Below are 23737 nucleotides of genomic sequence, written 5' to 3' on the forward strand. Positions count from 1 at the left end.
CAGTGCACCGCGGGGGCGCCAGCCATGACCCCCGACGCGTGCCCGCACCTGCGCCTCACATCCAGAACCTGACGACCACCCGACCGACCACCCGCCCTCAAGGACGGAGCCGGACGTGCTGCTGCTGCTCGCCGTTCACCTGGCCGCAGCCGTCGTCGCGCCCGTGCTGGTCCGCTGGATGGGCCGCAAGGCGTTCTGGGTCCTCGCCCTCGCGCCCGCCTCTGCCGCCGCGTGGGCGCTGAGCTGGACGTCGCGGGTGCAGGCCGGGAACGGGCCGGTCGAGAACGTCGAGTGGATCCCCGTCCTCGGCCTCAACCTCACCTTCCGGCTCGACACGCTGTCGTGGTTGATGACGCTGGTGGTCGGCGGCGTCGGTGCGCTCGTGCTCGTCTACTGCGCGGCGTACTTCAAGACGAGCGCCGCGGGGCTGGGCCGGTTCGGGGGCGTGTTCGTCGCGTTCAGCGGGTCGATGCTCGGGCTGGTCACCGCCGACGACATGCTGCTGCTCTTCACGTTCTGGGAGCTCACGACCGTCACGTCGTACCTGCTCATCGGCCACTACGCGGAGCGCAAGGCGAGCCGGCGGGCGGCGATGCAGGCCATCGTCATCACGACCGCGGGCGGCCTGGCGATGCTCGTCGGCCTGGTGCTGCTGGGCGAGTCCGCGGGGACGTACCTGCTGTCGGAGGTGATCGCGAACCCGCCGCAGGGCACCCCGGCGGTCACGGTCGCGATCGTCTGCCTGCTGGCCGGCGCGGTGACGAAGTCGGCGCTCATCCCGTTCCACTTCTGGCTGCCGGCGGCGATGGCGGCACCGACGCCGGTGAGCGCGTACCTGCACGCGGCCGCGATGGTCAAGGCAGGTGTCTACCTGGTCGCCCGGTTCGCGCCGGCGTACTCGACGGACCCCACGTGGATGTGGATCATCGTCGTGCTCGGCTGCGGGACCCTGCTGCTGGGCGGCTACCGGGCGTTGCGGCAGCACGACCTCAAGCTCATCCTCGCGTTCGGCACGGTCAGCCAGCTGGGCCTGATCGTCCTGCTGGTGGGGCTGGGCACCCGGGCGACGGCGCTCGCGGGCCTGGCGATGCTGGGTGCGCACGCGATGTTCAAGGCGGCGCTGTTCCTCGTCGTCGGCGTCGTCGACGCGGCGACCGGCACGCGTGACCTCCGCCGGCTGTCGGGCGTCGGTCGCGAGCTCAAGCTGACCGCGCTCGCGGGTGCGCTGGCGACGGCGTCGATGATCGGGCTGCCGCCGTTCGCCGGGTACGTCGCCAAGGAGGCGGGGCTCGAGGCGCTGGGTCACCTCGACGACACCACCGCCGGGATGATCGTGCTGGTCGCCGTCTCCGTCGGCTCGGTGCTCACGGTGGCCTACGGGCTGCGGCTCTGGTGGGGGGCGTTCTCGACCAAGCCCGCCGTGGTGCCGGAAGCCGTGAGCGAGTCGACGGAACCCGGCACCTCGATCCACGAGGCCGCCCACGACGCCGCCGAGCCGGCCCCGATCACGCACCCGTCGCTGCTGCTCGTGTGGCCGGCCATGATCCTGGCGGTCCTCGGCCTGGCCGTCGCGCTCCTGCCGGCGCTCGGCGAGCACCTGCTGGCGCCCTACGCGGACACCTACCCCGAGGGTGAGCCGGGGCACCTGGTGCTGTGGGCCGGGCTCACGCCGACGTTCGTCCTGACGCTCGCGATCCTGCTGACCGGCGCGCTGCTGTTCGTGATCCGCGAGCGGGTGGAGCGGTGGCAGACGGCGGCCTACCGCGGCCCGGAGGCGGACCGCGTGTACCGACGGTTCATGCGGCGGCTCGACGACGTGGCGGCGGACGTCACGGCGGTCACCCAGCGCGGTTCGCTGCCGCTGTACCTCGGCCTGATCCTCGTCGTGTTCGTCGTCGCGGTCGGCGGCACGGTGCTCGGCAGCACCGACTTCCCGGCCGAGGTGCGGCTGTGGGACACCCCCGCGCAGGCGGTCTTCGCCGCCGGGGTGATCGCGTCCGCGCTGCTGGTCACGCGTGCCCGGCGGCGGCTCAAGGCCGTCATCCTGCTGGGGATCGGTGGCTACTCGGTGGCCGGCCTGTTCCTGCTGCACGGCGCCCCGGACCTGGCGCTGACCCAGGTGCTGGTGGAGACGGTGACGCTCGTCGTCTTCGTGCTGGTCCTGCGCCGCCTGCCCCCGTACTTCTCCGACCGTCCGCTCGCGGCCAGCCGGTGGGTGCGCCTGGCGCTCGGTCTGGCGGTCGGGGTGACCGTCGCCGGGATCGCGCTCGTGGCGCCCGGCGCGCGGATGCACCTGCCCGTCTCCACCGACTTCGCGGAGGAGGCCTACAGCTTCGGAGGCGGCAAGAACATCGTCAACGTGACCCTCGTCGACATCCGCGCCTGGGACACGATGGGCGAGATCTCGGTGCTGCTGGTGGCGGCGACCGGCGTCGCGTCGCTGGTCTTCCTCTCACGACGCGCGGGAGCGATCTACCGGGCCGACGAGGCCCGTGCGGAGCGTGCCGTCTGGGGCGGCGTGCCCGACCCGATGGCGGCGCTCCGGCGTCCGGGTGGCGACAGCGCGGCCGTCGACGCCGGCGGGATGGTGGCCGACCGCGACGAGTCCGCGGTGCCGTCGAGCGCCTCGCGGGGCCGCGAGTGGCTGCAGGCGGGCCGGACCCTGGCGCCGCAGCGGCGCTCGGTGATCTTCGAGGTCATCGTCCGGCTGCTCTTCCACACGATGATCGTGTACTCGGTCTACCTGCTGTTCAGCGGCCACAACGCTCCCGGTGGAGGGTTCGCCGCCGGCCTCGTGACGGGCATCGCCCTGATCGTCCGCTACCTCGCGGGCGGTCGGTACGAGCTGGGCGAGGCGGCCCCGGTGCAGGCGGGTCTGCTGCTCGGCCTCGGGCTGTTCCTCTCGGCCGGTGTCGGCCTGCTCGCGCTGCTGGCGGGCGGCGAGGTGCTGCAGTCCTGGATCATCGACATCCACGTGCCGGTCATCGGGGACATCCACCTGGTGACGTCGCTCTTCTTCGACCTCGGGGTCTACCTGGTGGTCGTCGGCCTCGTGCTCGACGTCCTGCGCAGCCTCGGGGCGGAGCTCGACCGCCGCGCGGAGTCCGGCGAGGACCCCGTCGGCGGCGACGCGGCCGGTGGCGACATCCCGGGCGACGCGTCGGAGCAGGTCGGCGCCACCGCGAAGCCCGCCGGCTGGGACGGGGGCGTGCCGTGATCGACATGAGCCCCAACATCGTCCTCGTCGTCACCATCGGTGTGCTCTTCGCCGCGGGCGTCTATCTGCTCCTCGAGCGCAGCCTGTCGCGGGTGCTGATCGGTGTGATCCTCATCGGCAACGGCGCGAACCTGCTGTTCCTGGTGGCGGGCGGTGCCGCGGGGCGGCCGCCGATCGTCGGCACGGAGCCCGAGGGGCAGATGAGCGACCCGCTGCCGCAGGCGATGGTCCTGACCGCCATCGTCATCACGCTCGGCATGACCGCGTTCCTGCTCGCCCTGGCGTACCGGTCGTGGCAGCTGCACCGGCACGACGAGGTCCAGGACGACGTCGAGGACCGCCGCATCGCGCGGCTCGCGGCCGTCGATGAGCGCGCGTTCACCGACGCGGACACGGAGATCGCCTCCGACACGCTCGACGTGGAGGCGGCCGAGGCACGCGACGAGACCGACCAGGGTGCACCGGCACGCGAGACGCCGCGGGAGGTGCGCCCGTGACCGACTACACGTGGCTCGTGCCGCTGCCCGTCGTCATCCCGCTGTCCGCGGCGGGCCTCGCGCTCGCGCTCTACCGCCGGCCGAACGTGCAGCGGCTGGTCACGGTGGTGGCGCTCGCGCTCGTGCTGGCGGCCAGCGTGGCCCTGCTCGTGCTCGCCGACGAGGGCCCGCTCGTGGTCGACGTCGGCGGCTGGGCGGCGCCCGTGGGCATCGACCTGGTGGCGGACCGGCTGTCGGCGCTCATGCTCACGATCTCCAGCGCGGTCACCCTCTGCGTCCTGCTGTACTCGCTGGCGCAGGGCGGTGAGGACGACGAGGAGTCGGCGCCCGTCTCCATCTACCACCCGACGTACCTGGTGCTGGCGGCGGGCGTCGCCAACGCGTTCCTGTCCGGGGACCTGTTCAACCTCTACGTCGGCTTCGAGATCCTGCTGGCCGCCAGCTACGTGCTCATCACGCTCGGCGGCACCGGCGAGCGCATCCGTGCGGGGACCATCTACATCGTCGTCGCGCTGCTGTCCTCGGTGCTGTTCCTCGTGGCGATCGCGATGATCTACGCGGCCACCGGCACGGTGAACCTGGCGCAGCTGGCCATCCGGCTGCCCGAGATCGACCCCGGGGTGAGCCTCGTCCTGCAGGTGCTGCTCCTGCTCGCGTTCGCCATCAAGGCGGCCGTCTTCCCACTGTCCGCCTGGCTCCCGGACTCCTACCCGACCGCCCCCGCACCCGTGACCGCGGTGTTCGCCGGCCTGCTGACCAAGGTCGGCGTCTACGCGATCATCCGCACGCAGACGCTGCTCTTCCCGGACGGCCGGCTGGACGACGCGCTCATGTGGGCGGCGCTGGCCACGATGGTGATCGGCATCCTGGGCGCCGTCGCACAGGACGACATCAAGCGACTGCTCTCGTTCACGCTGGTCAGCCACATCGGCTTCATGGTGTTCGGCATCGCGATGGCCACGGACCTGGGCTACACCGCCGCCATCTACTACGTCGCCCACCACATCACCGTGCAGACCGCGCTGTTCCTGGTGGTGGGCCTGGTCGAGCGTGCGGGCGGGTCCACGTCCCTGACCAAGCTCGGCGGTCTGGCCAAGCTGACCCCGCTGCTCGCGGTCCTGTTCTTCGTCCCCGCGATGAACCTGGGCGGCATCCCGCCCCTGTCGGGCTTCCTGGGCAAGATCGGGCTCATCGAGGCCGGGGTGCAGCTGGGCACCCCGCTGGCGTACGTGCTCGTCGTCGGCTCCGTCGTGACCTCCCTGCTCACGCTCTACGCGCTGGTCAAGGCGTGGAACAAGGCGTTCTGGCAGACGCCCGAGGAGCCCCGCCCGCCGGTGCGCCTGCCGTTCGGCATGGTGGCGCCGACCGCGGCCCTGATCGGTGTCGGGCTGCTGCTCACCGTCGCGGCCGGCCCGCTGTACGCCTACACCGAGCGCGCGGCCGTCTCCCTGACCGAGCGCACCCCGTACGTCGAGGCGGTGCTGCCCGACGGTGAGCGGGGCCAGGGCGTGTCCGACGACGTCGCGGAGGAGCAGCCGTGAGCCTGCACCCGCGCCGGCACCGGTGGCGCACCCAGTGGGCGACGATCGTCTGGCTGACCGTCGTCTGGGTCTTCCTGTGGGGCGACCTGTCCGTGGGCAACGTGCTGGCCGGCCTGGCGATCGCGCTCGCCGTGACGACCGGCCTGCGGATGGCCCCCATCGCGTTCCACGGGCGGTTCCGGCCTGCGGGGTTCCTGCACCTGCTCGGTCGGTTCGTGCTGGACCTCGTCAAGGCGTCGTTCGAGGTCAGCCTGATCGCCCTCCGACCGCGGTACGTGCCGCACGGTGCCGTGATCGGCGTGCAGCTGCGCAGCCACTCGGACCTGTACCTGACCCTGACGGCGGAGCTGTCGTCGCTGGTCCCGGGCTCGCTGGTGGTCGAGGCGCACCGGCTCACCGGGGTGCTCTACCTGCACGTGCTCGACGTTCGGCAGAGCGGCGGGATCGAGGCGGCACGCCAGGCCGTGCTGGACCAGGAGGAGCGGGTGCTGCGGGCGTTCGCGTCGGACGAGGAGCTGGACGCTGCCGGGCTGGGGGTGCGCGCATGACCGCCGTGATCTGGGTCTGCGGTGTGCTGCTCACCGTCGGCGCCGTGCTCGCCGTGATCCGGGCGGAGAAGGGTCCGTCGATGCTCGACCGGACCATCGCGCTCGACATCGTGGTGACGACGATGATCGCGGCCGTGGCGCTCTACGCCGCGGTCGAGCGCCGCACCGACGTCGTGCCGATCCTCGTCGTGCTGTCGCTCGTCGGCTTCGTCGGGTCGGTCACCATCGCGCGGTTCGCGGCCGTCGAGCCCGAGGGTGAGGGCCGCGTGCGCACCCGCGAGGAGATCGCGGCCCAGGAGGCCGAGCGGATGAACGCCGAGGACCAGGCCGAGGGGACGCGCCGCTCGGGCCGCCGCGAGGGGTACGACGAGCACCACGGCGGCGGCGCCGAGGGGGAGGTCCGCGAATGACCCAGGACCAGTGGACGATCGTCGCCGACGTCGCCTCCGCGGTGTGCCTGCTCGGCGGGGCGTTCCTCGCGTTCGCCGCCGGCGTGGGCGTGCTGCGCTTCCCCGACCTGCTGGCCCGCATGCACGCGGGCACCAAGCCGCAGACGCTCGGCCTCGCGCTGGTGCTCATCGGGCTGGCGCTGCGGCTGCGCTCCGGCGGCGCGGTGTGGGCGCTGGTCCTCGTCGCCGTGTTCCAGATGCTCACGGCGCCCGTGGCCGCACACATGGTCGGCCGGGCCGGCTACCGGACCGGCAAGGTCCGCAGCGACCTGCTGGTCGTCGACGAGCTCACCAGCGACCAGGAGCGCGCCCAGGTGCGCGACCAGGGTCGACCTGACGACGACGGCCCCCGAGACTGAGGGTCGGGAGGAACGCGATGACGCGACCGGACGTGGTGGTGGTCGGCTCGGGCCCCAACGGGCTCGCCGCGGCCGTCACGCTCGCGCGCGCCGGCCTGCGCGTGACGGTCCTGGAGTCGCAGCCGACGGTCGGCGGCGGCGCCCGGACCCTCGACCTCGGCCTGGCCGACGGGGTCACGCACGACATCTGCTCCGCCGTGCACCCGATGGCGTGGGCGTCCCCGTTCTTCCAGCAGCTCGATCTGGCGGCGCGCGGGGTCGAGCTCCTCGTACCCGAGATCTCCTACGCCCAGCCGCTCCCCGACGGGCGCGCCGGGCTGGCCTACCGCGACCTGGAGCGCACCGTCGAGGAGCTCGGCGTCGACGGTGCGGTGTGGCGGTCGCTGGTCGGCGGCGACCCGGCAGCGACGGTCAAGGTGGCGCTGGGCGACAAGCGGTCCGTCCCGCTGGTGGACCCGCGCGCGGCGGTGCACTTCGGGCTCGGTGTCCTCGAGCAGGGCACGCGCGCGTGGGGCCGCCGGTTCGTCGGCGACGTCGCGCCCGCCCTGCTCACGGGGGTCGCGGCCCACACGATCACGCCGCTGCCGTCGTTCGCGGCCGCGGGCACGGCGCTGCTCCTCGGCACCCTCGCGCACGCCGAGGGCGGCTGGCCGATCCCGCGCGGCGGTTCCGGGGCGATCACCGCCGCGCTCGTCGCGGACCTCGAGGCGCACGGCGGCACCATCCGCACCGACCACCGCGTGCGCCGTCAGGCCGACCTGCCCGTCGCGCACTGCTACGTGTTCGACACGACCCCTCGCACCCTGGTCGACGTGCTGGGCGACCGCCTTCCCCCGCGCGACCGGGCCGCCCTGACCGCGTTCCGGTACGGCGACGCTGCGGCCAAGGTCGACTTCGTCCTCGACGGGCCCGTGCCCTGGACCGTGCCCGAGGTAGGACGTGCCGGCACCGTCCACGTCGGCGGCACCCGCGCCGAGATGGCCCGCGCCGAGAGCGCCGTCGCGCGCGGCGAGCACGCGGACCTGCCCATGACCCTGGTCAGCGACCCGACCGTCGTCGACGACACCCGCGAGGTGCACGGCCGGCGGCCCCTGTGGACCTACGCGCACGTGCCGGCCGGGTCCGACGTGGACGTGACCGAGGCCGTGACCCGGCACATCGAGCGCTACGCCCCCGGGTTCCGGGACGTCGTCGTCACGTCGCGGTGCGTCCCCGCTGCCCACCTGAGCGACCACAACGAGAACTACGTCGACGGCGACATCTCCGCCGGCCGCGCCAGCATCGGCCAGCTGTTCGCCCGTCCGACCCGCCGGCTGGACCCGTACTTCTCCGGCCGCGCCGGGGTGTACCTGTGCTCGGCGTCCACCCCGCCCGGCCCCGGCGTGCACGGCCTCGGCGGCTGGTTCGCGGCCAAGCGGGTGCTGCGCGAGTTCGGCATCATGGCGCTGCCGAGCCTGGCGCCGTAGGACGACGAACGGCGCCGCACCCTCGCGGGCACGGCGCCGTCGAGGCGGCTGTCCGACGTCAGCCGATGGTGGCCGTCTGCGCGGACGTCCTGGCGACCGTCGTGTACCCGGTCTTCGTGCCGGTGACCTTGACCTTGATGCCCGTGCCCTTGTCGGCCGCGACGAGCTTGTACGTCGGGCTCGTCGCCCCGCTGATGGCGACCCCCGCGCGGTACCACTGGTACGCCAGGGTGACGGGGGCCGGGCCCCACGTGCCGGGCTTGGCGGTGAGCGTCGAGCCGACCTTGAGCGTGCCCGAGACCGTGGGCGTCGCGGTCGTCAGCAGCCCCGCGACCGCGGCGGTCTTCGCGGACGCCTTGTCCACGGTGGTGTACCCCGTCTTGCTCCCGATGACGTGCACGGTGAGTGTCTTGCCCAGGTCGGCGGTGGTCAGCGTGTAGGTGCTCGCCGTCGCCCCGGTGATCCTGGTGCCCGCGCGGTACCACTGGTACGCCAGGGTGACCGGTGCCGGGCCCCAGGTGCCCGGCGTGGCGGTCAGCTTCTGGCCCACCCGGACGGTGCCGGAGATGGTGGGCGTCGGCGCCGTCAGCAGCCCGCCGACGACCGCGGTCTTGGCGGACGCCTTGTCGACCGTGGCGTAGCCCGGCTTGCTGCCGATGACGTGCACCGTGAGCGTCTTGCCCTGGTCGGCCGTGGTCAGCGTGTACGTGCCGGTCGTCGCGCCCGTGATCTTGGTGCCGGACCGGTACCACTGGTACTTCAGCGTGACCGGTGCGGGCGCCCACGAGCCGGGGACAGCGGTGAGCACCTGACCGACGGTGGCCTTGCCGCTGATCGTCGGCGTCGGCGCCGTCAGCGGGACGCCCGACTGCACGACCGCGCTGGTGGCGGAGGTGTGCAGGACGCCGCCGCCGTCGCCGTAGGACGTCATGCGGGCGGTGATGCGCGTGCCGATGTGCTCGGCCGTCAGGGTGAAGGTCTTCTCCGAGGTGGTCCAGCCGACCGGGAAGCCGTCGACGAGCCACTGGAACATCGGGTAGTCGTCGGGGGGCGTGATCGTGCCGTACGTCGCGGTGAGCGTCTGCCCGACGGCCGCGGTGCCCGCCAGCGTGAGGGGCTGGGAGATGGTCGGCGCCGTCGTGCCCACCTCACCGGCCCATGCCTGCATGGTGGCGGTCCGGTACCCGGCGAGCGTGCCGGTCACCTCGACGTTCAGGCTCTTCCCGACGAGGTCCGCGGTGGGTGTGAAGGTGGCGCCGGTGCCGGCGGGCAGCAGGACGCGCTCGTTGTCGACCCACGTCACCCACTGGTAGCTCAGCGCGACGCCGGCGGGCTTCCACGTCCCGGTCTCGGCCGTCAGGGTGCCGCCCACGGCGGTGGACCCGGTGACGAACGGCTCGACGGGGCGCAGCGACTGCCCGACCACGGGCAGGGTGACGACGACCTCCTGCCGACGGGTCTGCTCGGTCACGGTGAACGTCGCGGCGTCGTCGTAGGTGGTGCCTCCGCCGACGCACGCGTCACCGTGCCGGACCCCCGGCTGGTACCAGTCGTCCTGGTAGTAGTCGTCGCTGACGCACAGCTTGTACGTCGACCCGACGACCGTGTTCTCCCACAGGTGCCCGGTCTCGTCGGTGAGGTTCGGGCCACGCTGCAGGCCGTACCAGTCGTCCTCCTCGGGGCGGTACACCTGCATCCCGTACTGGATGCTCGGCAGCGGGTTCCCGGCCTCGTCGGTGACGAGCACGCGGACCCCGGTGGCGTCCGCCAGGACCAGGTCGACCCCGGTCAGCGCGGCGCCGTCGGCGACCGTGAAGCCCACGTACTGCGAGGTGCTCGCGGTGCCGTCCCAGAAGGCGGCGTCGTACAGGTGCTCGCCCGAGACCTCGGCGGCGCGCAGGGTGTACTGGCCCGCCGGGATGCCGGACAAGGAGAAGCTCCCGGCCGCGTCGGTCGTCGTCTCGACCACCCGACCGCCCGCGGTCGGGGAGAGGGAGAGGGACGCGGCGAGCGGCGCACCGGCGGCGTTCTTCACCGACCCGCTGATCGTCGCCGGGGTCGCAGCCTGCGCGGGCGCGGCCGCGAGCGGGGCCAGCGCGGCGACGACGGCGGCTGCGGTGAGCGCGGTGAGAACCTGACGAAGGGACCGGCGCGGAGGTCGACTCGTCGTCGCCCCCGGCAACCGTCCGCTGACGCGGTGACGGATCACGCTTTCCTCCTGTGGTGTGCAGCCGCGAGGAAGCGGCGCTCGCACAGCCTAGGCGGAACGTCCGACTCGTCGTGATCTGCGCACAGGAGGCGCGCCGCGCAGCCTCAGAGCTTCGCGGTGAACCGCGCGGTGCCGCGGGTGGCCAGCACGCGGGAGATCGCGACGAGGGCGCCGGTGAGCGCCGCGGCGGCGACGATCTCCGCGAGGCCGGCGTCGCCCTGGTCGTCGGCGGCCGGCGGCTTGTGACCCGTCTTGGCCTTCCACGCCTGCGTGATGATCTTCTGGACGACGACCGCGGCGCCGAGCGCGACGCCCGTGCCGACGAGCTTGGCGATGATGGACTGCGACTGCTTGTCGTCCACGGGGGAGCCTCCGAGGTCAGGGGACAGGTCCGGTGACGACCGTATCCCGGTGGTGACGTCCGCGCCGCTCAGCGGCGGCGTAGGATCGACCGCGAACGACAGGGGAGCGTCGGACCCGCACGGGTCTGGACGCTGAGAGTGCGGATCACCGCAGACCCTCGAACCTGATCCGGTTGATACCGGCGTAGGGAGTCGGGCTTCTCAGTCCTCATGGGAGCACCCCATGACGACCCCCTCCTTTCCGACCAAGGAGGAGCATCACCCATGGCGAGGATCCACTCGCTCATCGCCGTCGTCGGCATCGCGGCCCTGGCCGGGTGCTCGGCGATCGGCTCCGACGACCCCGCGCCCAGCGCGTCGGCCGGCACGGTCACGCTCGTCACGCACGACTCGTTCGCGCTCTCCGACGGCCTCCTCGACGCGTTCGAGGAGGAGTCCGGGCTGACGGTCGAGGTGGTCCAGCCGGGCGACGGTGGCGCGCTGGTGAACCAGCTCGTGCTCACCAAGGACGCCCCGCTGGGGGACCTGGTGTTCGGCATCGACAACTCGTTCGCCTCGCGCGCGGTCGACGAGGGCGTCGTCGCGCCGACCGACCTGCCGGACGCGTACGGGGGTGCGCTGGTGCCGGTGGACTACGGGGACGTCTGCGTCAACGTGGACCACGCGTGGTTCGCGGAGAAGGGGCTGGCCGAGCCGGTCACGCTCGAGGACCTCACCAAGCCGGAGTACAAGGACCTGCTGGTGGTGCCCAACGCGGTCACGTCGTCGCCGGGCCTGTCGTTCCTGCTGGCGACGGTGGGCGCGTTCGGCGAGGACGGGTGGGTGGACTACTGGACGGCGCTGAAGGACAACGGGCTGAAGGTGGCCGACGGCTGGTCCGACGCGTACTTCACGGACTTCTCCGGCGGCGGGGGCGGCGGACCGCGCCCGATCGTCCTGTCCTACGCGTCGTCGCCCCCGTCCACGGTCCCCGAGGGCGGGACGGAGCCGACGACCGGTGCGCTGCTGGGCACGTGCTTCCGGCAGACCGAGTACGCGGGCGTGCTCGAGGGTGCGGCCAACCCGGACGGCGCCCAGGAGCTGCTCGACTTCCTGCTGTCCGACGAGGTCCAGGAGGACATCCCGGTGTCCATGTACATGTACCCGGTGAGCCGTACCGCCACCCTGCCCGAGGCGTGGACGGCGTTCGCCCCGCTGGCGACCGACCCGTTCGAGGTCTCGCCCGAGGAGATCAGCCGGAACCGTGAGGCGTGGCTGGCCGTGTGGTCGGAGACGGTGATCGGCTGACCATGGCCGTCCTGACGCCGACCCGGCCCGACGCACCCACCCCGGTGGCTGCGTCGGGCCGGGCGTGCGTCGTCGCGTTCTGGGTGGTCGCGGTCACCGTCCCGCTGGCGTTCCTCGGGGTGTTCTTCGCGTGGCCCGTGGCCGTGATGATCGCGAAAGGGTTCGTCGTCGACGGGCAGCTGGACCTCGGCGGGTTCGCGGACGTGTTCTCGCGGCCGCGCACGTGGCGGATCATCGGGCTCACGCTCGCGCAGGCGACCCTGGGCACCGTCCTGAGCGTGCTGCTCGGGGTGCCCGGCGCGTACGTGCTCTACCGGCACTCGTTCCGGGGGCGGTCGCTGGTCCGGGCGTTCGTCACCGTGCCGTTCGTCCTGCCGACGGTCGTCGTCGGCGTCGCGTTCCGGTCGTTGCTGGTCGAGGGTGGGCCGCTCGGGTTCCTGCACCTGGACGGCACGTTCGCGGCCATCGTCGCCGCGCTCGTGTTCTTCAACTACGCGGTGGTCGTGCGCGCCGTCGGGGGCCTGTGGGAGCGGCTGGACCCACGGGCGGAGCAGGCGGCACGGGCGCTGGGGGCGTCTCCGTGGCGAGCGTTCCGCACCGTGACGCTGCCGGCGCTGACCCCGGCGATCGCGTCGGCCGCCTCGCTCGCGTTCCTCTTCTGCGCCACCGCGTTCGGGACCGTCCTGGTCCTCGGTGGTCTGCGGTTCGGCACCATCGAGACCGAGATCTGGATCCAGACGACCCAGTTCCTCGACCTGCGGGCGGCCGCCGTGCTGTCCGTCGTGCAGCTGGTCGTCGTCGCGGGGACCCTGATCGTGGCCGGGCGTGCCCGGTCGCGCCGGGAGCGGGCCCTGGGCCTGACGCTCCCGGCCGCCTCCGTCCGTCCGCTGCGGCGGCGCCGGCCCGCCGGGATGCCCCCCGGCGACGGCCATGCGCTCACGCTCGTCGCCACCGCCGTGACCGCGGGGGTCGTCCTGCTGCTGGCCCTGCCGCTGGTCAACCTCGTCGTCCGGTCGCTGCGGACCGCCGACGGCTGGGGTGTCGACCACTACATCGCGCTGGGCACGACGGAGGGCGGGCTGACGGTCACCGTCTGGCAGGCCACGCTGAACTCGCTGCGGGTCGCCCTCGACGCCACCGTGCTCGCGCTGGTCGTCGGCGGGCTCGTCGCCCTGGTGGTGTCCCGACGACCACGCCGCACGGTCGGTCGCCGCGCCGTCGCCGGCCTCGACGCCCTGTTCATGCTCCCGCTCGGCGTCTCCGCGGTGACCGTCGGGTTCGGCTTCCTGCTGTCCATGCACCACCCGCTCGGGCTGCCGGTCGACCTGCGGACGAGCCCGTTGCTGGTGCCGATCGCGCAGGCCGTGGTCGCCGTGCCCCTCGTCGTGCGGGTGGTGCTGCCGGTGCTGCGCGCCATCGACCCGCGGCTGCGCGAGGCGGCCGCGACGCTCGGTGCCGCACCCGGTCGCGTGCTGCGGACCGTGGACCTGTCGATCGCCGCCCGGTCCCTCGGGCTCGCCGTGGGGTTCGCGTTCGCGGCGTCGCTGGGGGAGTTCGGTGCCACGTCGTTCCTCGCACGCCCCGACCGGCCGACGCTGCCGGTCGTCATCTTCCGGCTCATCGGCCGCCCCGGTCCCGAGTCCTACGGCATGGCGCTCGCCGCGTCCGTCGTCCTCGCGGTGCTCACCGCGGGGATCGTCGCGGCCTGCGAACGACTGCGCGCCCCCGGCGCCGGAGGTGAGTGGTGAACGGTCTGTCCGTGCGTGACGTCGTGGTCCGGTACGGGGCCGCGGCCCCGGCCGTCGACGGGGTGTCCCTCGACGTGGCCCCCGGCTCGGTCGTCGCCCTGCTGGGCCCGTCCGGGTGCGGCAAGTCGTCGCTGCTGCGCGCTGTCGCCGGCCTCGAACCCCTCGCGGCCGGATCCGTCTCCTGGGACGGCTCCTCGCTGGCCGGAGTGCCCGTGCACCGGCGCGGCTTCGGGCTGATGTTCCAGGACGGCCAGCTCTTCCCGCACCGGACCGTCGGCGGGAACGTCGCCTACGGCCTGCCCGCCCGCTCCGGTGCGCGCGTCGCGGAGCTGCTCGACCTCGTCGGGCTCGCCGGCTACGAGGACCGCGGCATCGCGACCCTGTCCGGCGGCGAGCGGCAGCGCGTCGCGCTGGCCCGCGCGCTCGCCCCGGAGCCCCGGCTCCTGCTGCTCGACGAGCCCCTGTCCGCTCTCGACCGCGCCCTGCGCGAGCGCCTCGCCGTCGACCTGCGCGCCGCGCTCGTCGCCACCGGCACCACCGCCGTGTTCGTCACCCACGACCAGGACGAGGCCTTCGCCGTGGCCGACCGGGTCGCCGTGATGTCCGCCGGCCGGCTGCTGCAGGTCGACGCACCCGCCGACCTCTGGGTCCGGCCCGCGTCCCGCGAGGTCGCGTCGTTCCTCGGCTACGAGGCCTTCGTGCCGCTCGACACACCCGCCGCGGCACCCTTGCGGGAGGCCCTCGACGTCCCCCCGTCGGCCGCGACGCTCGCGCTCGCGGAGGGCGCGTTCGTCGTCGGGCGCACCGGGGTGGCCAAGGGCACCGTGCGGGGGGTGTCGTCGCGACGGGGCCGGTCCGAGGTCCGCGTCGACGTCGACGGGATCGGCTCGGTCACCGCCCTCGGACCCGTCGGCGGGCGCTGGTCCGTCGGCGACGTCGTGGAGCTCGGTGTGGAGCCGGACGCGCTCGCGGTGCTCGACACCTGATCGCGGTCGGCGCCCGGTCGGACTACCGTCGGAAGCATCCGGTCGGGTGGGTCTGAGCAGGTTCGAGCACCGAGGTGATGGCGATGACGCTGGAGCTCCGTGAGGTCGTGTCGGTCGACATCCCCGCGCCACTGTCCAAGGTCTGGTCGTACCTGCGGGACCCGGCGCTCGTGCGCCGCTGGTACGGGTGGGACCACGCCGGCCTGGACGCCCAGGTGCGGGCGTTCGTCGACACGGCCATCGAGACGCAGGACGTCGTCGGCGACTCGGCCATCCACACGCTGAGCTGGCCGCACCACGACCGGCTGACGCTGCGGTCCGCGGCGCACGAGCCGCGTCGCACCCACCTGGCCGTCACACGGCGCAGCCACGAGGGCATGGCGACGTTCGACGGCGTGCGCGACGAGGCCGACGAGAGCTGGGTGGCGGACGCGCACCAGCTGCAGTTCGCGCTCACGGTCCAGCCCGACCAGGACCGGCGGACGCTGTCCATGCTCGGGCTGCCGTCCGGCGACCGCCGCGACCGGCTGCTCGACCGCGCCGGGCTCGTCGGCATCCGCGGGGTGCCGGTCGGCGGGCACGTGCAGGCCCGCCGTCCCGACGGGACCCTGCTCGGCGGGACGCTCGTCTACGAGACACCGCTGCAGCTCGGCCTCCGCCTGCACGGCATCTCCGAGATGTTCCTGGTGCTGCAGGAGACCCCCGCCGCCCATACGCCGCCGCACGGCACGGTCGACGCGGTCCTGTCCACCTACGGGCTCGACGACGAGACGTTCGAGCAGATCCGCGAGCGCTGGACCCGCTGGTGGGAGATGGCCCTGCCGCGGTCGTCGCGCGTCAGCTCAGCCTGAGCTGCCACTCCCCGGAACCGCCGGCGGGACGGAAGCCCAGCGCCACGTTGATGGCGAGCATGTAGGAGTTCTCCTCGGCGTTCCACGTGCCGACGCGCCGGACCGTCGGCCGCTCGGCCGCGAGGCGCTGCAGGTTCGCCGCCTTGACCAGCATGCCCAGCCGTCGTCCCCGGTGCTCCTTGATCACCAGGGTGTCGTCCTGGTGCACGAACTCGTCCGAGTTGGGGACCGCCATGAAGCAGGTGAACGCGGCCAGCGTGTGGGTCGGGACGTGCTCCGCGGCCATCACCAGCAGCGCGAGCCCCCGGTCCTGGTACTGCTGCTCCGTGACACGGATCCGCTCCGCGTCCCAGACGTCCTCCTCGAGGTCCAGTCCGCCGAGCGGGACGTCCGTGCTCATGCGCGTGTTCAGCAGCGCGTACTCGTCGACCCACTCCTCCGGGACGTGGTTCACCCAGCTCACCAGGCGGTAGTCGGGACCGGCGTGCGCCTCCGCCTCCGCCCGGTGCTTCGCGACGAGGTCCTCGTCGAACGGAAGGTCGAACACCGAGTAGCGCTCGACCTGCTCCAGCGCGAAGCCGCGCGCCAGCGCGAACCGCGGGCCGGCGTCGTCCGCCACCAGGCGACCGACGCCCGTCGTCGCCGCGAGCGTCCCCGGGCCCTCGGGCGGCTCCGCGCGCTGGTCGGTGGACGTGGTGAGGGTCGTGCGGCCGGCGTCGCGGACGACCGCGAGGACCGCGTCGTACAGCGCGGACGCGACGCCCTGACGGCGGTGCGCGGGGCGCACCCCGACCTCGACCTGCGCCGTGTGCGTGTTGTCCTGCAGCGGCAGGTTCACCATCGCGTAACCGAGGATCCTGGCCGGGTCTGGGGCGTCGTGCTCGTCGTCGGCGACCGCCACGAGCCGCGGCTTGCGGATGTACCGCTGGTCGCGCATCGAGCCCAGGATCTCCGTCGCGGTCCGCTCGAAGTCGCGGTTGCCCCACGCGTCGAGCAGCACGTCGTTGATCGCGTCCGTGTAGCCCTGCAGGAGCCAGGCCCCGTCGGGCGTCTCGGAGACCGGAACCTCACGGATGGACCACGTCGTCATGACGACCACCATCCGCCTGTCGCACCGACGTGGCGAGCCCTTTTCCGCGCCGTCGCTAGTCTCGCCGGATGGTGTGGTTGGAGATCGTCGGCTGGGCCGGCTCGCTGCTGGTCATCGTCTCGCTCACGCAGGCGCGCGTGCTGCGCTTCCGCGTGCTCAACCTCGCGGGCGCCGTGATCGCCACGGCGTACAACGCGATCGTCGGCATCTGGCCGTTCGCCGTGATGAACGGGGTCATCGCCGTCATCGACGTGTACTGGCTGTTCCGCCTGCACCGCGAGCGGCACGACGCGCAGGTCTACGGCGTCCTCGAGGTCCCCGCCGACGACTCCGTCCTGCGCCACCTCCTCGACACCCACGCACCCGACATCGCCCGGTTCCACCCCGCGTTCGCCGCCGGCTCGTCCGACCCGGCCGGCTCCGCTGCGTTCGTCGTCGTCCGCGGCGACGAGCTGGTCGGCGCCGTGGTCGTCCGGTCCGCGGGCGACGGGGTCGGCCGGGTCGACCTCGACTACGTGACGCCGCGGTACCGGGACTTCACGCCCGGCGAGTTCGTGTACCGGGACAGCGGCGTGTTCGCAGCGCACGGGTTCCGTCGCCTCGTCGTCGACTCGCCCTCGCCCGAGTCGCGCGCGTACCTGGAGCGGGTCGGCTTCCGGTCGACCGCCGACGGCTGGGAGCGCGAGGTCCTGGCCGCGGCCTGACTCCTCTCGGCTGTGGCGAGCGAGCTCCTGCGGCTGCACGATGGCCACCTGGTCGGTCGCGGCTGGCCGCGAGCGCGAGGTCAGGTGGCGCGGCGTCGATCGAGCTCGGCGGGTCCCGGGTGCTGTGCGTCGGCGGGGCCTCGTCGTTCCGCGTGCGACATGTTCCGCACGTCCGCTAGCATGAGTTCGGACGTCCGAACTTTCCTCGAGGTGGCCGCATGACCAGCAGCACGACGGACGACGCCGTCCAGGTCGCTCCGCGACGCCCTCGTCGCGCCCCGCTGCTCCTCGGTCCCGCGTTCGTCGCGGCCATCGCCTACGTGGACCCCGGCAACGTCGCCGCCAACCTCACCGCCGGCGCCCGCTACGGCTACCTGCTCCTGTGGGTCCTCGTCGCGGCGAACGCGATGGCCGTCCTCGTCCAGTACCAGTCCGCCAAGCTCGGCCTGGTTACCGGCGACTCGCTGCCGGGCGTGCTGGGGCAGCGGATGCGCCGCAGCCCCCGGCTGGCGTTCTGGGTGCAGGCCGAGGTCGTCGCGGCCGCCACCGACATCGCCGAGGTCGTCGGCGGTGCGATCGCCCTGAACCTGCTGTTCGGCGTGCCGCTGCCGGTCGGCGGGCTCATCGTCGGCGTCGTGTCCCTGCTCCTGCTGGCCACGCAGAACCGGTACGGGCAGCGGCGGTTCGAGCACGTCATCATCGCGCTCCTCGCCGTCATCACGGTCGGGTTCCTCGCCGGGCTGTTCGTGTCACCGCCCGACGCCCGGGGGGTCCTGTCCGGGCTGGTGCCGCGCTTCGACGGCACCGACTCCGTCCTGCTCGCCGCGTCGATGCTGGGCGCCACAGTCATGCCGCACGCCATCTACGTGCACTCGGCCCTCGCCCGCGACCGGCACGGCCGCACCACCGGCGCGACCCTCCGGGAGATCCTGCGGTCGACCCGCTGGGACGTCGGCATCGCGCTGGCCGTCGCCGGCGCCGTCAACATCGGCCTCCTCCTGCTCGCCGCCTCCGGCCTGCGTGGCGTGCCCGGCACCGACTCGATCCCCGGGGCGTACGACGCCATCGCCGACGCCCTCGGCATGGGCATCGCGATCGCCTTCGCCATCGGCCTCCTCGCCTCGGGCCTGGCGTCTACCTCCGTCGGCGCCTACGCGGGCGCGACGATCATGGAGGGCCTGATCCACCGCCGGATCCCTCTGCTCGTCCGCCGCGTGGTCACCCTCATCCCGGCGATCGTCCTGCTCGCCGTCGGGGCCGACCCCACCTGGACCCTGGTCCTCTCGCAGGTGGTGCTCAGCTTCGGCATCCCGTTCGCCGTCATCCCGCTGGTCGCGCTGACCCGCAACCGCACGGTGATGGGCACCCACCGCAACGGCCCCTGGCTCCACGCCACCCTGCTCCTGGTGGTAACCCTGGTGGTCGCCCTGAACGTCACCCTGCTGGTCCTCCTGCTCCTGGGCTGACGAGCGGCTAGGCCCGCGAACTGGTCACTCTCCGCCGAGCTCGTCCGTTCGCGCCGACCTCGTCTGTTGTCACGGACGAGTTCGGCCGCAGGTGACGAGCTGGGCTGCCCGCACGAGACCTGCGGTCAGCTGCGCAGGGCGCGCCGTGGGTTCAGGGCGGCCGCGTCACCGACGGGGATGAGCGGGAGGATGCGGCGCACAAGGGTCGTGCCCCGCAGGTCCTCCTTTGTCACCCGCAGGATCCGCCAGCCGGCGTCGAGGATGGCGTCGTGACGTCGCTTCTCCCGGACGAACGTGTCGGTGGCGTTCTCGTCGTACTTCGTCCGCCCGTCGTACTCGAGGGCGAGTCGCCACCGGGTCCAGCCGAGGTCGCACCAGAAGGTCCCGAGCCGTGTATCGACCTGCACCTGTGTCTGTGGCGCCCGGAGTCCGTCACGCAGGATCACGAAACGCGCGGCGGACTCGCCTGGTGACTCGGCGCCGTCGTCGGCGACCGCGATCACGGCTCGGGCGCGCGTCACGCCCCGGCGCCCGGTGCTGCTTGCCAGGACGCGATTGAGCATCTCCCGATCCGCGCCGGCACGGAGCGCGGCATCGGCGATGACGAGACCCTGCATCGCAGGAAGGCTCGACGCGCAGTCGACCACGGTCCGTTCCAAAGAGGTCACCGGCAGTCCCCGTACGACGGTGCGCTGGTCCTCCGGGGGCATCACCGGGTGGTGCGCGACGGCCGGATCCCGGTGCGAGCCCGCGGTGTGCCGCTGCATGAGGTGGGTCCGTGCGGGCGCGATCCACAGTGGCAGACCCCAGATCAGTGCTGCCGACTCGTGGCTGAACCAGTGCACCGCGTCGAGCCGATCATGGAGACCCACGATGCGACCGAGGGCGACCGACCTGGCCCGGTCCGGATGCGGGACATCCTCGGCCGCGAGGTACACGCCTCGCGCGATCCGCTCCCAGGTACCGGACGTGCTCCGGCTTCGGAGCACGTCTTGTGGATGGCTCCGGGCGAGATGCACGGTCGGCAGCACCGCGGCCGCGGGTCTGGAGCGATCTGTGGGGCGTCGAGGCATGCCAGCACCGTCGTCGTCCCGCGGAGGGTCCGACGACTAGGCCGCTCGTCCTGTGGAAGCGCAGTCGTGGTGCGTGGCAGTGGGCGGATCGACAGCGGCTGCCGAACTCGTCCGGGCGCGTCGAACTCGTCCGTTGCAACCGACGAGTTCGACCGCTGCTGACGAGTTGGGCGCCGGCGCCCGCTGAGGGGCGGCGGATGAGGGTCAGGCCTCCGCCTCCGATAGGCGGGTCTCCAGGTGGGTGCGTTCTGTGGGGTTGGTGACCAGGGCGAGGGCTGCGCGGTAGGAGTCGGCGGCTCCTGAGCGGTGGCCGGCCCGCAGGAGGAGCTCGGCGCGGACGGCGGGGACCCGGTGGTGGCGGGGGAGGGCGTCGTCGAGGCCGTCGAGCAGCTGCAGGCCGGCCTCCGGACCGTCGGCCTCTGCCACCGCGACAGCCCTGGCCAGGCGGACGACGGGGGAGCCGGTGAGGGCTTCGAGCCGGGCGTAGAGGTCGGCGATGACGGACCATCGGGTGTCCGCGGCGGTCGGTGCGGTGGCGTGCTCCGCGGCGATGAGGGCCTGCAGCCGGTACTCCGCCGCGAGCCGCGTCTGGTGACCGGCTTGGGTGGACGACGTCTCAGCCGGGCCCACGGACGACGGCTCCGCCGAACGGGCGGATGACGGCCCCGCTCGACGGGCGGATGACGGCTCGACCGGGCGGGCGGGCGACGGCTCGACGGCGCGGGTGGCCGACGGTTCAGTCGGGCGGGCGGACGACCGCTCGGTCGGGTGGGCGGATGGCGGAGGTGCCGCGTCCGCGGGCGAGGGGCGCTGGAGGGACTCCAGGAGCGCCACGCCCTCGGCGATCTCGTCGCGGTGCCAGCGGGTGCGGTCCTGGTCGGGGAGCAGGACGAGGGCGCCGGTCGAGTCGAGCCGGGTGTCGCGACGGGAGTGCTGCAGGAGCAGGAGGGCGAGCAGGGAGCGGACGACGGCGCGGTCGGGCAGGAGCGAGTCGAGCACGCGCAGGAGCCGGATGGCCTCGTCGCCGAGGTCGACCCGCAGGGGTTCCTCGCCGACGCCGGGGTGGTAGCCGGAGGTGAAGGCGAGGTAGACGACGGTGGCGACGACGTCGAGCCGCTCGTCGAGCCGGGCGGCTGCGGGAGTCGCGAAGGGGATGCCGGAGGAGGCCAGCCGCTTCTTGGCGCGGGTCAGCCGGGCGGCCATCGTCGACTCCTGGACGAGGAGCAGACGGCCGATCTCGGTGGTGGTGAGCCCGACCACGAAGCGGAGGGTCAGGGCGACTCGGTCGTCGGGCGCGATCGCGGGGTGGCAGCACGCGAAGATCAGGCGGAGCCGCTCGTCGGCCACGTGGGCGCCGGGGTCGACGACGGCCGCGGCGGCGGCACGCATCTCGTCGTCGACCACCATCAGGGGTTCCTTCCGTCGGGCGACCGCCTCGGAGCGGAGGCGGTCGAGGACCTTGCGTCGTGCGGCGGTGAGGAGCCAGGCGCCGGTGTTGTGGGGGACGCCGTCGACGGGCCAGTGCCGGGCGGCCGACTCGAAGGCGTCGGAGACGGCGTCCTCGGCCAGGTCGGGGCGTGCGAACTGGCCGATGAGCAGGCCGATGAGGCGGGACCAGTGGGCTCGCCACGCCTCGGCGAGGGCGTCGTCGGAGGTGCTCACCGTCGGGGCCGGACCCGGGCCGTCCCGACCGGGGGCACCGTGCCGGAGTCCGTCGACGCGGGAGCGCCGACCGTCGCGCTCAGCAGCGTGCATGCCCCCGGCGGGGTCGAGGTGTCCATGCGCCCCAGTGTGGTGCTCGACGACGGCAGCGGCATGGGGCACGTGCCGACGATCTCCATGAGACCCTCAGCCCGTGCGCGGCCGTCGGGTGCCCAACCGCGCCTCCGCCCGCAGGATCGTGGGCTCCACCATGTCGTCTCCTTCGCCGTGGGGACGACGTGCGCGTCCCTCTGCCCGATGACGCGCGACCCGTGCGCGGATCGACACGCGACCGCGGTCAGGTGCGGACGGTCGCGCGTCAGCCGGCATAGGCGCGCAGCACCGCGGCGAACAGCCCCGGGTCGCGCTGCTGCGTGAGGTGCTCCACCGCCGAGTGCACGAGGCCCGTGCGAGGGGTGCCGTGCTCGTCGACGCGCTTGAGGAAGGGGTGTCCGACGAACGGGTCGGTCCCGGCCTCGCCGGGGCGCAGGCTCCACTGTCCGGGTGCCTGGCGCAGGAGCACGGCCCCGAGGTAGCTGGCGTACTGCGCGACGAGCTCGGCGCCGGCCTCCGAGCGGGCGTCGAGACGGGGGGTTGTCAGGTCGGCCTCCGCGAGTCGCTCGAGCACCGACAGCGACTCCGGGCTCAGGTCGAGGTCACGGCCGTGCTCCCCGGCGTGGGCCCGTAGCGCCTCGATGCGCTCGTCGACCCTGGCGGCCCAGGCGTCGCGCTCGGGGGTGTCGCCCGGGTCGTGCTCGGGCGGGGTGATGCCTGGCACGGGCAGCCGCGTCGGCTCCCAGTCAGGACCTTCTGCCTCGCGGCGCTCCTGCACCTCGAGCAGCTGACCGTCGTACACCTGGGCCAGCACGCCGCCGGTGCGGCGGTGGAGGAGGGCGGTCAGCAGGTGACGGGGAGAGATGGGGAACGGGTCGATCGTGTCGAGCCGGACGACGGGCACCCCGCTGAACGCTGTGCCGGGCTTGTTCTCGACGTACCAGCCGCCGCCCCCGATCCGCAGGTAGGCCTCGCCGATGTACCGCATCGCGCCGTCGATCCAGTCCAGGTCCGCCTCCTCGAGGAAGGCGTCCGAATCCGGCCAGCGGTTCAGCGCGTACTGCTCGAGCTCCTCGAGGGACTCGCGTGTGAAGCCTGGGGTCCAGCCGGTCGGCATGAGGAAGTCCTCGAACCGCGCCAGGCGAGGATGCATGTCGTCCAGCCACGCCTCGAACTCTTCGTCTGTCACGACACCCTTCCGTCCACGTTCCCGCCGGCCCGCTGCGGGCACCCTAGCGAACCACTACCGAACCACAGACGTGCTGTGGATGACCTGCCACTGGATGCCGGCCTTCGTGAGAGCTGCGATCGTCTCGGCGTCCGGCTCGGCGCCGAAGATGTACTTGACCGTCCATCCGGACCTGACCAGCTTGGTGTCCTTCGCGAGCTGGTCCGGCTTGACGGTGGTCCCGGACTTGAGCTCGATGCCGAGCTGCTTGTCCTCGTCGAGGATGTCGAAGCGGCGGTCGATGCCGGTGGCCCCCTTCACCGACCTGGGAGCCGTGGCCGGGTACCCGAGGAGCTCCCGGAGGGCCTGCTCGTACGCGGCGCCGCGGCTCCGGTTCCCCGCGATGGTGATGTATTTGTTCCGCCACTGCTCCCAGCTCAGCTTGTTGGCGCCGTTGGTCTGGTACTCGACCCAGCGGGCGAACAGGTGCTCCCGGGTGCCGGGTTCGTAGTCCGTGTATGGGCCCAGCCTCTGGAGGTCCGCCGCGGTCGGCTCCGGGGTGTCGCGGAACGCGTAGGAGGGGTGGGAGTACTCGTACACCACCGGGTCGTCTCGGGTGCCGGTGCCGCGCCACGTGCGGTTGTCCTCCTGCTTCTTCAGCAGCTCCTCGAGCTTCTTGCGCCAGGACGCGGGCAGGTACTTGAAGGTCTTCTGCAGGATCTTCCCGACGACGCCGACGCCGATCAGGGAGGTGATGGCGAGCGCGAGCTCGAGGGTGCCTTGTTTGACGAGGTCCTGGCCGTCGATCTTGCCTTCGCCCCAGTCGGCCACGACGTCGAGGAAGTCCCCGACGGAGACCAGGGTGAACCCGACGCCGAGGATCTTCAGCCCGAAGGTGGCTCCGGCGATGGCGCCGGCGGCGCCGCCGGGCACGGCTCCGACGCCGAACCCGAACACGGCC

Annotated in this window: 21 protein-coding genes and 1 riboswitch; of the genes, 13 read left to right on the forward strand and 8 right to left on the reverse strand. The window is 73.0% G+C overall.

What is annotated here, in order from left to right; all coding sequences use genetic code 11:
• The first annotated feature begins 115 nt into the window (after positions 1-115).
• Genes CXY01_RS20350 through CXY01_RS20380 form a run of 7 tightly spaced genes read left to right on the forward strand, consistent with a single transcriptional unit; the run spans position 116 to position 8077 of the window.
• On the forward strand, positions 116-3217 hold the full coding sequence (locus CXY01_RS20350) for a Na+/H+ antiporter subunit A (RefSeq protein WP_146931651.1): 3102 nt from the start codon (positions 116-118) through the stop codon (positions 3215-3217).
• Positions 3218-3222: 5 nt separating this feature from the next.
• On the forward strand, positions 3223-3714 hold the full coding sequence (locus CXY01_RS20355; protein ID WP_146931654.1) for a Na(+)/H(+) antiporter subunit C: 492 nt from the start codon (positions 3223-3225) through the stop codon (positions 3712-3714).
• A complete protein-coding gene (locus CXY01_RS20360; protein ID WP_146931657.1) occupies positions 3711-5255 on the forward strand; it encodes a Na+/H+ antiporter subunit D in 1545 nt (514 codons plus the stop codon). Before CXY01_RS20355 ends, CXY01_RS20360 begins: the two co-directional genes overlap by 4 nt.
• Positions 5252-5803 carry a Na+/H+ antiporter subunit E gene (locus tag CXY01_RS20365; protein WP_146931660.1) on the forward strand — a complete coding sequence of 184 codons (552 nt, stop codon included), beginning with the start codon at positions 5252-5254 and terminating at the stop codon, positions 5801-5803. Before CXY01_RS20360 ends, CXY01_RS20365 begins: the two co-directional genes overlap by 4 nt.
• Positions 5800-6213 (forward strand): MrpF/PhaF family protein, encoded by a 414-nt coding sequence (locus CXY01_RS20370; protein ID WP_146931663.1) that lies wholly within the window; start codon positions 5800-5802, stop codon positions 6211-6213. The genes CXY01_RS20365 and CXY01_RS20370 overlap by 4 nt, the downstream gene beginning before the upstream one ends.
• Positions 6210-6611 carry a monovalent cation/H(+) antiporter subunit G gene (gene mnhG, locus CXY01_RS20375; protein ID WP_146931666.1) on the forward strand — a complete coding sequence of 134 codons (402 nt, stop codon included), beginning with the start codon at positions 6210-6212 and terminating at the stop codon, positions 6609-6611. The genes CXY01_RS20370 and mnhG overlap by 4 nt, the downstream gene beginning before the upstream one ends.
• 17 nt (positions 6612-6628) lie before the next feature.
• On the forward strand, positions 6629-8077 hold the full coding sequence (locus CXY01_RS20380) for a phytoene desaturase family protein (protein ID WP_146931669.1): 1449 nt from the start codon (positions 6629-6631) through the stop codon (positions 8075-8077).
• 58 nt (positions 8078-8135) lie between these two features.
• On the opposite strand, the gene CXY01_RS21000 is transcribed toward CXY01_RS20380, so the two are convergent.
• Complete coding sequence (locus CXY01_RS21000; RefSeq protein ID WP_186813495.1) at positions 8136-10286, reverse strand: carboxypeptidase regulatory-like domain-containing protein; 2151 nt, start codon at positions 10284-10286, stop codon at positions 8136-8138.
• A 104-nt stretch (positions 10287-10390) separates the two neighbouring features.
• A complete protein-coding gene (locus CXY01_RS20390; protein WP_146931672.1) occupies positions 10391-10648 on the reverse strand; it encodes a DUF4235 domain-containing protein in 258 nt (85 codons plus the stop codon).
• A gap of 90 nt (positions 10649-10738) precedes the next feature.
• Positions 10739-10856, forward strand: a riboswitch (TPP riboswitch).
• Between the two features lie 56 nt (positions 10857-10912).
• Here CXY01_RS20390 and CXY01_RS20395 point away from each other — a divergent pair.
• From CXY01_RS20395 to CXY01_RS20410, 4 genes are all read left to right on the forward strand, one after another.
• Positions 10913-11935: a thiamine ABC transporter substrate-binding protein gene (locus CXY01_RS20395; RefSeq protein WP_146931675.1), complete on the forward strand. Its 1023-nt coding sequence runs from the start codon at positions 10913-10915 to the stop codon at positions 11933-11935.
• A gap of 2 nt (positions 11936-11937) precedes the next feature.
• Positions 11938-13683, forward strand: a complete 1746-nt coding sequence (locus tag CXY01_RS20400; RefSeq protein ID WP_146931678.1) for an ABC transporter permease — start codon at positions 11938-11940, stop codon at positions 13681-13683.
• A gap of 11 nt (positions 13684-13694) precedes the next feature.
• Positions 13695-14669, forward strand: coding sequence for an ABC transporter ATP-binding protein (locus tag CXY01_RS20405; protein ID WP_246125521.1), 975 nt, complete (start codon positions 13695-13697; stop codon positions 14667-14669).
• 83 nt (positions 14670-14752) lie between these two features.
• Positions 14753-15520, forward strand: a complete 768-nt coding sequence (locus CXY01_RS20410) for a hypothetical protein (protein WP_146931684.1) — start codon at positions 14753-14755, stop codon at positions 15518-15520.
• Here the strand turns inward: CXY01_RS20410 and CXY01_RS20415 are convergent.
• On the reverse strand, positions 15507-16610 hold the full coding sequence (locus CXY01_RS20415) for a GNAT family N-acetyltransferase (protein WP_146931687.1): 1104 nt from the start codon (positions 16608-16610) through the stop codon (positions 15507-15509). The genes CXY01_RS20410 and CXY01_RS20415 overlap by 14 nt on opposite strands.
• Before the next feature lie 68 nt (positions 16611-16678).
• On the opposite strand from CXY01_RS20415, the gene CXY01_RS20420 reads away from it, so the two are divergent.
• Positions 16679-17314, forward strand: coding sequence for a YgjV family protein (locus tag CXY01_RS20420; protein WP_146931690.1), 636 nt, complete (start codon positions 16679-16681; stop codon positions 17312-17314).
• A 218-nt stretch (positions 17315-17532) separates the two neighbouring features.
• A complete protein-coding gene (locus CXY01_RS20425; RefSeq protein ID WP_146931694.1) occupies positions 17533-18780 on the forward strand; it encodes an Nramp family divalent metal transporter in 1248 nt (415 codons plus the stop codon).
• Between the two features lie 125 nt (positions 18781-18905).
• On the opposite strand, the gene CXY01_RS20430 is transcribed toward CXY01_RS20425, so the two are convergent.
• The 5 genes from CXY01_RS20430 to CXY01_RS21005 all read right to left on the reverse strand — a co-directional run.
• Positions 18906-19652: a type IV toxin-antitoxin system AbiEi family antitoxin gene (locus CXY01_RS20430; protein ID WP_146931697.1), complete on the reverse strand. Its 747-nt coding sequence runs from the start codon at positions 19650-19652 to the stop codon at positions 18906-18908.
• A 405-nt stretch (positions 19653-20057) separates the two neighbouring features.
• Positions 20058-21515 (reverse strand): RNA polymerase sigma factor, encoded by a 1458-nt coding sequence (locus tag CXY01_RS21280; RefSeq protein ID WP_246125522.1) that lies wholly within the window; start codon positions 21513-21515, stop codon positions 20058-20060.
• Positions 21512-21634, reverse strand: a complete 123-nt coding sequence (locus CXY01_RS21360; protein WP_281285345.1) for a hypothetical protein — start codon at positions 21632-21634, stop codon at positions 21512-21514. Before CXY01_RS21360 ends, CXY01_RS21280 begins: the two co-directional genes overlap by 4 nt.
• A gap of 239 nt (positions 21635-21873) precedes the next feature.
• A complete protein-coding gene (locus CXY01_RS20445; RefSeq protein WP_146931700.1) occupies positions 21874-22797 on the reverse strand; it encodes a hypothetical protein in 924 nt (307 codons plus the stop codon).
• Positions 22798-22851: 54 nt separating this feature from the next.
• A partial coding sequence (locus CXY01_RS21005) for a hypothetical protein (RefSeq protein WP_222594611.1) occupies positions 22852-23737 on the reverse strand: 886 nt, incomplete at its 5' end.

The organism is Cellulomonas xylanilytica (assembly GCF_007989805.1).
Lineage (GTDB): Bacteria > Actinomycetota > Actinomycetes > Actinomycetales > Cellulomonadaceae > Cellulomonas > Cellulomonas xylanilytica.